Genomic DNA, 13411 nt, shown 5'->3' on the forward strand with positions numbered 1-13411 from the left:
CACCTATATCTGGTGCTATTATGCGAACCGCCTTACTTAAGCTATTGCTTATGTTGGGTTATTGCTTTCCTAAGGTTACGGCCTGGAAGCTAATAAGCAAATGCTATGTAAATAGACAAGTCGTCAAATAGTGAGTAAGGATATTGCCAACAATAGTGGCATCGTTATTCTTACTCAAATCAGAAGTTACCCAAACGTAAGGGAAGACACTTATGTATAAAAGTATTTTGGCATTAGCCTTAGTTATGGTCATATCCGGCTGTAACAATCAGGAAGATGCATCTCCAAAAGCCACTCAGCAGGCGGCCACTGAGCAGCAAACTGCTGTCACATTACCTTATGAGCTACATCAGACCATCTTCTTCGGCGGTGATATACTGACCATGAATGGTGATAAGCCTGAGTACGCCGAGGCCGTGGTTGAGCGCGAAGGAAAAATTATTTTCGTCGGCACTAAAGCCGAGGCCTTCAAGCGTTTCGAAGGCAAGGCTGAGCTTCACGATCTTAAGGGTAATACCTTGATGCCAGGCTTCGTCGAACCTCATCTTCATCCTTCAATTGCGGCAATTATGTTACCCAATGAAGTCATAGCGCCCCATGACTGGGTGCTTCCAGATGGTGTGAAAAAAGGTGTTAAGACTCCAGAGGCGTATATTAAGCGTCTTGGTCAGTCTATCAAAGACAATGCTAAGGCCGACAAGATGTATTTTGTCTGGGGTTATCATCAGTTATGGCATGGAGAGTTGAATCGCGACATACTTAATAAGCTATCTCCCGATAAGCCAGTTGCGGTTATTCATCGTTCATTCCATGAGATCTTCCTCAATGACAAAGCCATTGAGATGTTCGGCATCAAGGAATCAGATTTTAAGGGCAATCCTCAGGTTAATTGGAAAGAAGGTCACTTCTATGAGGGCGGTTGGTTAGCCTTAGTGCCTAAAATCAGTAGTTTCTTGCTTGCTCCCGAGTCCTATAAATTAGGCTTGGCGAAAATGACTCAACTTATTCAGAAGAATGGTATCACTACCATAGCCGAGCCAGGATTTCCAAGTTCAGACTTCAAGATGGAGTATGGGCTACTGAAGAATGAAATGGACAAGAAGCCTCCCTATGATGTTTATCTGATCCCTAATGGTACTCAGATATTTCTGATGGCTGGTAACGATAATAAGAAGGCGATGGAGGTGATGGAAACTCTGCCCGCTAACTACAATACTGAGAATATTGAGTTCCTACCTAAGCAGGTAAAATTGTATGCCGATGGTGCAATATACTCACTGTTAATGCAGATGGAAGATGGTTATCCTGATGGCCATACTGGTGAGTGGATGACGCCGCTTGATCTGCTTAAAGAGCAGTTGAGCATGTATTGGAATAACGATTATAAAATTCATGTACATGCTAATGGTGATTTAGGCATTCAGCAGGTAATGGACTTTAACGAGCTTGATCAGAAGGCATATCCGAGAAAGGATCACCGCTTCACTTTACATCACATGGGCTACTTTACCGATGAACAAGCCGATGAGATGAAGAGATTGGGCATGGAAGCTTCGGTTAACCCATTCTATTTATGGGCATTAGCGGATAAGTATGCCGAGAATGGACTCGGAGCCGAGCGTGCCAATTCTTTGGTTTCGGTGAAGAAGTTAGTTGACAGAGATATTCCTGTATCTTTCCACTCTGATTTTGCCATGGCTCCAGTTGAACCTCTGACATTAGCCTGGACTGCGGTAAACCGAGTGACAGCTGAAAATCGCAAGGTATCTCAAGATCAACGTATCGATGCATATACTGCGATGAAGGCGATCACCATCACTGCGGCGAGAACACTAAACCTAGAGACCAAGATTGGATCAATCAAAGAAGGTAAGGCTGCTAACTTTACTGTATTAAAATCTAATCCGCTTAAAATTGATACTATGAAGATCAAAGATATCGTTATCTTAGGTACGGTTTTCCACGGTAAAATTCACGTCAACAAGTCTGCTAATCTAAAGCGTTAGTCGGACTAATATTTAGTACTTTTTCTAAAAATACTAAATAGTGATAAAAAGAGTGAAATCGGTTGCGGTTTCACTCTTTTTTCTTTTTACTCTTCAGTAAATAACCCCGTCTTATTGCTTCATTTATCCCTAGTCATGTGATTGTTTCAGGTTTTAAAATCCCCGCGACTTCAGGCAGTGCCTGATATTAAGGCATATACTTACCACATTGCTCATAGCACTGCTGCCGTTTATAGCTGAAAGTAAAATGCTACAAGTCAGCAAGATTTGGTGGTCTGGTATGTTTGTCCTATTTTTGTTTACTCCCTCTCTTACTAACAGGCATTGCGCTAATGGCCTAGTATGCCTCTGCTTACTGCTTATCAGCCTCACATCTGGCGTGATGGCAGAGACGCTAACCCGAGGTCCCTACCTTCAGCTAGGGACTGAACACACAATGACGGTCAAGTGGAGGACAGATATTCTTGGGCCATCGGTTGTCAAATTCGGCACCGAACTCAGTAATTTAGCCGGTAATGCTACAGGTCTAGATGAAACCGATCACAGTGTCACCTTAAGTGGCCTAGCGCCCAATACTCGCTACTATTATGCGGTGCTGGATAATCAAGGCGGCGTTCTCACTGGTGGCGACAGCACACACTTTTTCTTTACCTCGCCAAGTGTCGGTAACACTGGGCTCACTCGGGTGTGGATCATCGGTGACTCAGGCACGGCCAATAGCAATGCCAGAGCCGTGCGGGATGCTTATAAGACCCGCACTGGCAGCAGCTATACGGATCTGTGGATCATGCTGGGGGATAATGCCTATTCAACGGGTACTGATAGTGAGTATCAGGCAGCTGTGTTCGATATCTATCCTGAATTGTTAAAACAATCTCCGCTCTGGTCAACTTTGGGAAACCATGATGGTGCCACTGCCGACTCTGCCAGTCAGCAAGGGCCTTACTATGATATTTTTACCTTGCCCACTAATGGTGAGGCGGGCGGTGTACCTTCGGGCACCGAGGCCTATTACTCATTCGATTATGGTCAGATCCACTTTGTCTGTTTAGAGTCATATGAGACGGACAGATCCAGTAATGGCGCCATGTTGACCTGGTTGGTTAACGATTTGGAGGCCACTAGTCAGCCCTGGATAGTGGCTTACTGGCATCATCCGCCTTATACCAAAGGCTCCCATGATTCAGACTCAGAGAGCCGTTTAATCGAGATGCGGGAAAATGCTCTGCCAATTCTTGAATCATACGGCGTCGATCTTGTGTTATCCGGACACAGCCATTCCTATGAGCGCTCATACCTTATCGACAATCACTATGGTCATTCGTCTAGTTTCACCGAAGCGATGAAGCTAGACGCGGGTGATGGTAATAAAACGGGAGATGGCAGTTATCAAAAAATAGCCCAGATCCAGCAAGCCAATAATGGCGCCGTTTATCTGGTTGCGGGCAGCTCGGGTAAGATTTCTGGAGGTGCGCTCAATCATCCTGCCATGTACGCTTCGATCAATCTGCTGGGCTCGGTTATTTTAGAGGTCTTGGATAATGAGATGACGGCCACCTTTATCGACAATACAAATGCCATTCAGGATGAGTTTACCCTGACTAAGGGGCCGGATGTCTTACCGCCAACAGTGACGTCAATTCAGACGCTAGATTCTATGACTGTGAAACTGAATTTTTCTGAAAATCTGACCCAAGGGAGCGCGACTGATATTTCCCATTACCAACTGGATAAGGGGGCAAGTGTTATATCGGCACAATTGAGTGCCAATAAACGCCAAGTGACTCTAACGACATCGGCGCTGGTGGCATCACAAGTCTACACCTTGACCATGAATGGCATTCAAGACCTCTCTCTCAACACTATTGTCACCAATACTCAGCAGATGTTTACCTATATTAACTTGATCACCATAGAGTTTCAGGATGGCGTTAGCCCAGAACCTGGTTATAGCGGTACTCGTGATGCCTATATCAGCGAGCTGAACATAACGACTAACTATGGTGCCAACACCAATCTCTATATAGACGGTGATGATGGTAACGGTAAAGACTTGTCGACTCTGATTAGCTGGGATGTAGATCTGATCCCAGCTAATGCCAACATAGAGTCGGCAGCGATTAGCTTAGATGTGTTTAATCCAACATCCAGTGGCTATGATATTTTTGCTCTTTCTGTGCCTTGGAGTGAAGCCGAAGTGACTTGGTCTCAGTATTCTGCTGGCAATGTTTGGCAGCTTGCCGGTGGGCAAGGGGGAGGAGATCGCACCCCAATGTCTCTGGCTTCTATTAGCCCAGCAACCGGGCTATTCATCGTTAATTTAAATGAGGCGGGGCTTGATGTTATCGAGTCCTGGGTCGATGGCTCATCGAGTAATCATGGTTTTATCATAGCCAATACTTCGTCCAGCGATGGCGCCGACTTTTATTCCAGAGAATCGAGCAACTTTCATCCGAAACTCACCTTGGTTTATTCACTTCCTGAGCCTGAAGGAGATACAGTGCCACCCACTCAAGTTGAAAACTTGTTGTTGATGTCGCTCGGTACAGATACCGCGTCGATTATCTGGGATGCATCGAGTGATAATCTAGCCGTTAGCGGATACAAGGTTTTCCGTGATGATGTGATGATAGCGACACCGATTATTACCAGTTTTAATGACAGTGGTCTAACTCCTTCGACAAGTTACATTTATAAGGTTATCGCATTTGATGGTGCCAACAATGAGTCTGAACCTAGCATAGGGCTAGATGTGACGACTCAAGCTGTGGCTGCTTCACTTCACGTGGAAGACATTGGTTTGGCGATAGAATTCGTTAACAAGAAGAAACTCAGGGCAAGGGTGGACGTGTTAGTGGAAGATGCTTTGGGTATACCAGTTAACAATGTCAGTGTGTCGGGCACTTGGTCGGGTCTGTCTAATTTATCTGTGACAGGCGTAACAACGAGTGGGGGCAAGGCAAGCTTTGGCTCAAGTAACGTGAGCAAGAGCCAAAGCGGGCAATTTATCTTCTCGGTAAACTCAGTTAGCCTCACTGGGTATGGTTATCAAGAAGCTGACAACATTGAGACCAGTGACTGTATCGGCTCAGATGCTAATCCTTGTGACGGACTGAGTGCGCCTACGGAGCTTTCAGGCAGTTTCGATGCCAGCCAGATATTACTTAATTGGAATACTGTGGTTCAAGCAACTCACTATTTTATCTACCGCTCGCAAAGCTCAGGTAGTGGCTATAGCTTCTTAGGTCAATCATCTATAACCAGTTATCAAGACAACGAAATTACTCCAGATACCACTTATTACTACAGCATTTCGGCAAGCGATGGCGTAGATGAATCTGCTTGGTCAGTAGAAGTGTCGGTGACAACGATTATCTCTCCCCCCACAGTGTTAGCCGCCGATGATGTGTCTTTGTCTCTTAAGAAAAAAGGGCGAACTTATGATGTTATCGCCCAAATCAGTGTGAAAGATGATTTAGGAAATGATGCATCACAAGCCTTGGTGAGCGGCCACTGGACCTTAGCCGATGGCTCAAATCTGGCTGATTCTGGTACAACAAGCTCAGCTGGAACCTTAATTCTCAAGTTGACGAAAGAGTCGGCCCTGAGCGGCGATATGTTCTTTTTTACCGTGTCAGATATTGAGCGAGGCTCAGATAGTTTCAACGGTGTAATGACCTCAAACTCTGTGACTGTGCCTTAATGATGAAGGCCTTAATGATGAAAACTTAAGTAATGAAAATTAGTTGATGGAAAAATGAGTGATGAAGATATTAACTTGCTTATGTCTCAGTTACAGCCTGTTTTGTTCGGCACTTGTGTGTGCCCATGTCCAGCTAGATGTTCGAGTGCAGCATATAAACGACTTGCTAGCTGCTGATTTAAATAGCCAATTAGCCTCTCAGACTCATACTGCCCAGCTATTACTGCAGCGCGGAGAGCTTCATAGTGAGAGTCAACACTGGGATTTAGCCTGGCAAGATTATCAAGGTGCCATGGAAAATACACATGATGCCAATTTGCGTATGGATATCTGGTATTACATGGGGAGAATGAGGCTGCAGTCCGGGATGCCAGATGAGGCCTATAGGTTACTCTCTAAGGTGATTAAACTCGACCCCAGCTATGAGTCGGCCAGGCTCAATCTGGCGCGCACTTATATAGAACTTAGTGATTATAGGGCGGCGATGGATGAGATGGATATTTTCATGAGTTTGTTACCGCGTCCCACGCCGGATCAATATATAGAGCGTGCGAATATGGCAAGGCAGATAGAAAGTGATGGCCAAAGCTTGGTCATAGAGGGGCTCAATGAAGGTGTTAATCGGCTAGGTCCTATCGTAAGTCTAGTGGACTTATTGGTCGACAGTTATCTTGCACAAGGTAAGCATAAAGAGGCGTTGAGGGTTATCGAGCTATTACCCCGTGACATTAATAGCTTGCCTCGTTGGCAACTTAAGAAAGGAGATATCTATCAAGAGCAGAAACAATATCTTGATGCCGAAACAGCCTATAAAAAGGGCCTAAACAGAATAAATAACATGCCGGAGCATAGACGTTTAACCTCGGCAGTAGAGGCTTTAAGAAACCAACTCGAAGCTAAGCTGTTAAATTAATTTCTTTTATAAATTCCCCCAGATGAATACTGCTTGAAAACCTTCGTTGTCGCCATTGGTCGAATACCCATATTTTTTTGATCTGGGTATAGTTTTGTTATCAGTCTCTTTCGGTTTTCTGGTGACAGTTTATGGATGCAAGTGAGCTACAGCCAATATCTCAGTTTATTAAGGCCCTGGCGCCGTTTGATTGCTTAACAGAAGCCGCCCTCGAGCGTTGCTGTAGAAGCTTAACTATTGGCTATTACAGCAAGGCATCGATGATAGTTCCCTTAGATGCAAGCCATCCCCAGCTTTATATCGTGCGCAGTGGGGCATTTGAGGTGCGAGATGATGATGGCGAGTTAGTCGACAGGCTCGGTGAAGGGGATTATTTTGGTTTTCTTTCGCTGCTGTCCGGTGAGAAAATCTGTAATCGGGTACAAATATTAGAAGATGGCCTGGTCTATCACTTAGATCCCGATACGTTCAATGACCTGCGTGGTGAAAATCGCCACTTCGATCGTTTCTTTATCGATCGTTTTTTCAATCGGGCCTTCGCGAAACGACTTCGTCATCAAGACAGATTAAAGGCAAAAGAGCTGGCGACCACGAGTCGGGTAAACACCTTGATGTCGACGCAGCCTCTGGTGATCGATAGTAAAGCTTCGGTGGGTGACGCCGCTAAAAAGATGCGCTTGGCGCGGGTCTCCTCGGTGCTGGTCATGGATAATCACCGCCTGGTGGGGATCTTGACCGACAGAGACTTGAGAAATCGCGTGCTGGCCGAAGGGCAAGGTGTTCATCTACCTGTGCATCAGGCCATGACCCCTGGGCCGATAACATTGATATCGAGCTCGCTAGTATTTGAAGCCATGCTACTCATGAGTGAGCAGAGCATTCATCACTTGCCTATAGTGGAGGAGGGCGTCCCCATAGGGATCCTCACCAGCACAGATATATTGCGTGGCCAAAGCTCTCAACCTTTACTGCTTATCGGTGAGATAAAGAGACAAGATACAGTCGAGAGTCTTATTAAGGTGAGCAAAAAGATCTCCTTGTTGCTGCAAAACCTGATCAGTGCCGATGCTAGAGCCGAAGAGATTGGCCGGATACTGACGTCGGTGACGGATGCTCTGACCAGGCGCCTTATTGTGCTGAATCAGCAGTTACTGGGTGAGGCGCCCATGGCATTTTGTTGGTTGGCGTTTGGTTCTCAGGGGCGACAAGATCAGGCTGCTTGTTCCGATCAGGACAATGGTCTGTTACTCGCCCATGAACCCGATGAGGCCGCAGCGGCCTATTTTGAGGCCTTGGCTAAATCTGTCTGCACTGGACTTGATCTGTGTGGTTATGTTTATTGCCCTGGGGAGATAATGGCGCAAAATCCGCAGTGGCGTCTCACCTTGAGCCAGTGGCAACATAAATTTGAAACTTGGGTTAATACACCGGATCCCAAGGCGTTGATGCACGCCAGCATCTTCTTCGATATGCGTCCTGTCTACGGCCCAAAATCCTTATTCGATAACCTGCAAGATACTGTGCTATCGAATACTAAGGGCAATGATATCTTCCTTGCCGGGATGGCGGGGAATGCCCTTACTGAGTCACCGCCCTTGGGCTTCTTCAAACAGTTTGTTTTAGAGCGTGATGGCCGTGAGGTCAAGGGCATAGATCTGAAGCATAAGGGCAATGCGCTTATTAATGATATCGCCCGAGTCTATGCCTTGTCGGCCGGGATCAAGGAGGTGAATACGGCAAAAAGGATCCGTCTATTGATGGAACTCAATATCATTAATCCCAAAGATGGCCTTAATCTGGCCGATGCCCATGAGTTCATCGCCCATATGCGCCTATCTAATCAAGGCTATCAAGATAAGCACTCACAAGAGATCACTAACTATCTTAAGCCTCAGCATCTGTCTTCTCTGGTGCGCCATCAGCTTAGGGATGCTTTTAAGGTGGTCTATGACGCCCAATCTGGCATTAAACTTAAATTTACCCGGAGTTTTTAAGGTGATTGATGAGGTGATTAATGAAGTAGTTGATGATGTTGAATCTGATATTAAACGTAAATGTACTCGGAGTTTTTTAAGTGCCAATGGCTAAGTTATTAAACTGCTGGTTAAGGTCCAGGCTATGTTGGCGTGCTTTTAAAAGCCGTTCACAGGAGATGCAGGGGTATTACCGCGAGCTTATGCCGTTAATGGGTCAAGATGTTTATCGGGCGAATTTGATGGCACTGGATCTGGAGATGACAGGTCTGGACCCTAATCATGATCAGATATTAAGCATAGGGATAATTCCAATAGAGGCTGGCATGCTCAAGCTAGACAGAGCCCAGCATAAACTCATTCGAGTCCATGGTAGCGTGGGCCAGAGTGCGACAATACACGGGATCTTAGATAGGCATCTGCAAGATGCGATTGAGATAGAAGATGGCATCAGCTGGTTTCTGGCTCAAACCAGAGGAAAGGTGCTGGTGGCACATCATGCTCCTCTGGATATAAGCTTCCTGCAAGATGCCATCTCCAGAGTCAAAGGGGAACCGGTGACATTACTGGCTATCGATACCTTGGCCGTCGAGCGCAGACGTTTACTGCGTAAACAAGAGGTGTTGCAAACAGGCTCTCTTAGATTAGGCGCTTGCCGTATTCGATATGGCTTACCTATTTATGGGGCTCATGATGCCTTGGTCGATGCTTTAGCCTGCGGTGAACTCCTATTGGCTCAGATCTGCGCCATTGCCCAGGGTGAAGGATTGACGGTAGGAGAGTTAGTGTTTATCAAGTAGGATGTTTTGTTAATTTTGAATACTCACCACAGGTAGAAATTAAATCTAATCTTGAAATCTAATCTTGAGATCTAAGCAGGCCTGATATGAATTAATCTCTTCTCTTGCTAGCCAGTGGGCTGGGCTTTTAGCCTGGTTCAATGAAAGAGAGCAAGATTATCAACTGGAACGGGTTTATTTTTAGCTATCAGGAATAGGGTCAATTCGATAAAGAAATTCAGTGAACCTATGCATTGTTTTAATATTGAAACAATCATCATCTAGATGTTAATCATCTAAGTATTAGTCGAAGGGTCTAAGGTTGAATACTTTAAAAGTATTCGCTACATGTGGATGAAGTTGATAACTAATGTAAATAACTAATATCCGATAGAGATAAGCGGCCCTGTAGCCTCAAGGGTTCTGAATAATTTAATTGACCTCAGCTGCAATTCTGCAAATTTATTGACCCACAAGCCCAATATCTTGGTATTGTTGATTGTTTTTGTGAACATTAGCAAAACGCCTGATTGTGAGTTTTAAGCCCTTGCGAGCAGAAATTAACCCTATGCGTTATTTGTTATACCTAAAACGAACTAAAAATATTCGCTATTCCATGACTGAGTTTATATCTTAGGGATCAGCATTAGAAAACATCACTATTGATACCAGGAAGACACTATGATAATCGGAATACCAAGGGAGATCCTCGCGCAGGAGAGCCGGGTAGCCGCGACACCAGCCACTGTGATACAGCTTAAGAAATTAGGCTTCAGTGTTGTGGTACAAAGCGGTGCCGGAGAACTAGCTAATTTCAAAGATGAGGCGTATCGAGAAGCTGGCGCCGAGATTGTTAGCCTTGAAGATGCATTTCAAGCCGATCTTATACTGAAAGTTAATGCACCGACTATCAATAGTGATACGGGTGTTGACGAGGCAGATTTATTAAAACCTGGTGCTACGGTAGCAAGTTTTGTATGGCCGGCTCAGAACCCTGACCTGTTAGAAAAATTTAAGGCTAAAGGTATTAATCTACTGGCTATGGATATGGTGCCACGTATTTCACGTGCACAATCTCTCGATGCCCGTAGCTCTTTAGCCAACGTCGATGGTTATCGCGCCGTTATCGAAGCTGCGAATCATTTTGGACGTTTCTTCACTGGACAAATCACCGCCGCGGGTAAAGTTCCGCCGGCAAAAGTCTTGATTATCGGTGCCGGTGTTGCTGGTCTTTCAGCCTTAGGTGCCGCGGGGAGTATGGGCGCCATAGTGCGAGCCTTCGATACTCGTCCCGAAGTGAAAGAGCAGATTAACTCCATGGGCGCCGAATTTCTGGAGCTGGATTTCGAAGAGGAGTCTGGATCTGGTGATGGTTATGCCAAGGTGATGAGCAAGGCATTTATCGATGCCGAGATGGAACTCTTCCGCGAGCAGGCCAAAGATGTCGATATTATTATCACTACGGCACTGATCCCTGGTAAGCCCGCTCCCAAGCTTATTCTTGAAGACATGGTCTACCTGATGAAGCCTGGCAGTGTGATTGTCGATCTTGCTGCGGCTAACGGCGGTAACTGTGAACTCACGGTACCGGGTGAAGTCACAGTGGTTAACAATGTGACCATTATCGGTTATACCGAGCTATCCCGTCGTCTTCCGACTCAAGCCAGTCAGCTATATGGTACTAACCTAGTTAACCTGCTTAAAATCATGGTGCCTGAGAAAGACGGTAACTATGAGATTAACTTCGATGACGAAGTTATCCGCGGCTTGACTGCCGTGAAGGAAGGGGAGATCACTTTTCCGCCACCAGTTATCCAAGTCAGCGCTCAGCCCAAAGCTAAGGAAGAAGCCGTAGCCGAAGTGATTGAGCCTAAGCCTAAGAACCCTTGGGTAAAGCCTGGACTTGCCCTAGTTGCTGCTGGCTTGTTTGGTATGATTGCCAACGCGGCCCCGATTGAGTTTATTCAGCACTTCAGCGTATTCGTGCTTTCCTGCATCGTGGGTTACTACGTGGTGTGGAACGTAAGCCATTCACTACATACACCATTGATGAGTGTGACCAACGCCATTAGTGGCATCATAGTGGTAGGTGCATTAGTGCAGATGAACAGTGACAATACCGCTGTATTGGTATTGTCGGGGATTGCGATATTGATCGCCTCAATCAACATTGCCGGTGGTTTCACCGTCACTCAGCGCATGCTGAAAATGTTCCGTAAAGACTAAGGGAAAAGATCAAAATGTCTATAGGATTATTAAGTGCTGCCTATCTTATCGCAGCAGTCCTGTTTATCTTTAGTCTCGCAGGCTTAAGTAAACAAGAAACCGCACAGCGCGGTAACCTCTTGGGTATTATCGGTATGGTTATCGCTGTAGTGGCGACCCTGGCGAGTACTCAAGTTGGTGGTAATAGTTGGATCATTACTGTTGCCATGGCTATAGGTGCCGGGATAGGTATCCGTTTAGCATTAAAAGTCGAGATGACTGAGATGCCAGAGCTTGTGGCTATCTTGCACAGTTTCGTGGGTCTGGCTGCCGTATTGGTAGGTTTTTCCAGCGCCTTAGATCACAGTATCTTGATGGATGCGGTTACTGGGAACATAGATCCCGTGGCTAAGACTATTCACGATGTGGAAGTCTTCCTGGGTATCTTTATCGGTGGTGTCACCTTTACTGGTTCAATCGTCGCCTTTGCTAAACTTCGTGGCTTAGTGAAGAGTACCCCTAAATCTCTGCCTGGAGCCCATTGGCTTAATCTGGCCATGCTAGTTGCCTCAGTGGTATTGGGTATCTACTACATGCAAACAGATGCCATATCAGCTTTAGTATTGATGACGGCTATCTCGTTTGTATTCGGTTATAACCTGGTATCGGCCATCGGCGGCGCGGATATGCCAGTGGTTGTCTCCATGCTTAACTCCTATTCTGGCTGGGCCGCGGCTGCAGCTGGTTTCATGTTAGGTAATGATCTGCTGATCATCACGGGTGCCTTGGTGGGTAGCTCGGGCGCCATTCTGTCCTACATCATGTGTAAGGCGATGAACCGTTCATTTATCTCAGTTATCTTAGGCGGTTTTGGTACCTCTGGCGGAACTGTGGTTATCGGTGACGGTGAGCTAGGTGAACATCGTGAGACTCAAGCTGCAGATGTGGCTGAGCTGCTGAAAAATGCGCGCACAGTTATCATAGCCCCAGGTTATGGTATGGCGGTGGCTCAGGCTCAGTATCCGGTTGCAGAGATCACCAAAAAATTGCGTGACCGTGGTGTCAAAGTGCGTTTTGCTATCCACCCTGTCGCGGGTCGTCTACCTGGTCACATGAATGTCTTGTTGGCCGAAGCAAAACTTCCCTATGACATAGTGATGGAGATGGATGAGATCAATGATGATTTTGCCAATACCGATGTGGTGCTGGTTATCGGTGCTAACGATACGGTCAACCCCGCTGCGAAAGAGCCTGGAAGTCCGATTGCAGGAATGCCGGTTCTCGAAGTGTGGAATGCCGATAACGTAGTGGTCTTCAAGCGCTCTATGGCGACTGGTTATGCCGGAGTTCAGAACCCATTATTCTTCAAAGAGAATACCGAGATGCTCTTTGGCGATGCTAAGGATTCTGTATCTAAGATTTTAGCCAGCATCTAAGCCTCTATGCCCAAGGGCAGTCTGAGTGTTACCGCTGAATGCCAGTCAGAAATGACTGGCATTTTTTTATGCAATAAAACTGATAATCATTTTGTTAACTAAATCATTAAAACTTGATGTAAATCAATGCAAAGTTGATGAGTGTTATTCATCTTGATTGAGTGATGTTGGTTTTATGTCGCCCTTTTACTGGCAAATGTGATTTATATCAATATACTGAATTAGTACTCGATGTTTTCTAACTTAGATCCCTAATGTTAAGCATGAGTATGTACGATGCCAATCCTATAGAAAATTAACCGTCAGTTTCATGATGAACTTTTCCGAATAAAGATTTTTCCGTTTTTAATTTTTACAGTTAATTCGATGGATTCGGCACGCCTGAAAAAAATAAAT

The 13411-nt window shown here is 45.7% G+C and carries 7 protein-coding genes; all 7 read left to right on the top strand.

What is annotated here, in order from left to right; all coding sequences use genetic code 11:
• Nucleotides 1-212: 212 nt before the first annotated feature.
• The 7 genes from SVI_RS07905 (at nucleotide 213) to pntB (ending at nucleotide 13015) form a co-directional block, all read left to right on the top strand.
• The gene (locus SVI_RS07905; RefSeq protein ID WP_157608668.1) at nucleotides 213-2006 is read left to right on the top strand and encodes an amidohydrolase; all 1794 of its coding nucleotides are present in this window, start codon (nucleotides 213-215) and stop codon (nucleotides 2004-2006) included.
• 280 nt (nucleotides 2007-2286) lie between these two features.
• Nucleotides 2287-5709: a DNRLRE domain-containing protein gene (locus SVI_RS07910; protein ID WP_157608669.1), complete on the top strand. Its 3423-nt coding sequence runs from the start codon at nucleotides 2287-2289 to the stop codon at nucleotides 5707-5709.
• A gap of 61 nt (nucleotides 5710-5770) precedes the next feature.
• Entirely contained in the window at nucleotides 5771-6622 is an 852-nt protein-coding gene (locus tag SVI_RS07915) for a tetratricopeptide repeat protein (RefSeq protein WP_013050970.1), read from the top strand.
• Nucleotides 6623-6753: 131 nt separating this feature from the next.
• On the top strand, nucleotides 6754-8616 hold the full coding sequence (locus SVI_RS07920) for a DUF294 nucleotidyltransferase-like domain-containing protein (RefSeq protein ID WP_013050971.1): 1863 nt from the start codon (nucleotides 6754-6756) through the stop codon (nucleotides 8614-8616).
• Nucleotides 8617-8702: 86 nt separating this feature from the next.
• A complete protein-coding gene (locus SVI_RS07925) occupies nucleotides 8703-9395 on the top strand; it encodes a 3'-5' exonuclease (RefSeq protein WP_041419792.1) in 693 nt (230 codons plus the stop codon).
• A gap of 660 nt (nucleotides 9396-10055) precedes the next feature.
• Complete coding sequence (locus tag SVI_RS07930) at nucleotides 10056-11600, top strand: Re/Si-specific NAD(P)(+) transhydrogenase subunit alpha (RefSeq protein ID WP_013050975.1); 1545 nt, start codon at nucleotides 10056-10058, stop codon at nucleotides 11598-11600.
• 14 nt (nucleotides 11601-11614) lie between these two features.
• The gene (pntB, locus tag SVI_RS07935) at nucleotides 11615-13015 is read left to right on the top strand and encodes a Re/Si-specific NAD(P)(+) transhydrogenase subunit beta (RefSeq protein WP_013050976.1); all 1401 of its coding nucleotides are present in this window, start codon (nucleotides 11615-11617) and stop codon (nucleotides 13013-13015) included.
• Nucleotides 13016-13411: the final 396 nt, after the last annotated feature.

Origin of the sequence: Shewanella violacea DSS12 (genome assembly GCF_000091325.1) — a bacterium.
In the GTDB taxonomy this organism is placed as follows: Bacteria; Pseudomonadota; Gammaproteobacteria; order Enterobacterales; family Shewanellaceae; genus Shewanella; species Shewanella violacea.

What these genes read in the sequence shown, in the direction of transcription:
- SVI_RS07905 (WP_157608668.1), top strand. Translation starts at nt 213, where the DNA reads ATGTATAAAAGTATTTTGGCATTAGCCTTAGTTATGGTCATATCCGGC.
- SVI_RS07910 (WP_157608669.1), top strand. Translation starts at nt 2,287, where the DNA reads ATGTTTGTCCTATTTTTGTTTACTCCCTCTCTTACTAACAGGCATTGC.
- SVI_RS07915 (WP_013050970.1), top strand. Translation starts at nt 5,771, where the DNA reads ATGAAGATATTAACTTGCTTATGTCTCAGTTACAGCCTGTTTTGTTCG.
- SVI_RS07920 (WP_013050971.1), top strand. Translation starts at nt 6,754, where the DNA reads ATGGATGCAAGTGAGCTACAGCCAATATCTCAGTTTATTAAGGCCCTG.
- SVI_RS07925 (WP_041419792.1), top strand. Translation starts at nt 8,703, where the DNA reads ATGGCTAAGTTATTAAACTGCTGGTTAAGGTCCAGGCTATGTTGGCGT.
- SVI_RS07930 (WP_013050975.1), top strand. Translation starts at nt 10,056, where the DNA reads ATGATAATCGGAATACCAAGGGAGATCCTCGCGCAGGAGAGCCGGGTA.
- pntB (WP_013050976.1), top strand. Translation starts at nt 11,615, where the DNA reads ATGTCTATAGGATTATTAAGTGCTGCCTATCTTATCGCAGCAGTCCTG.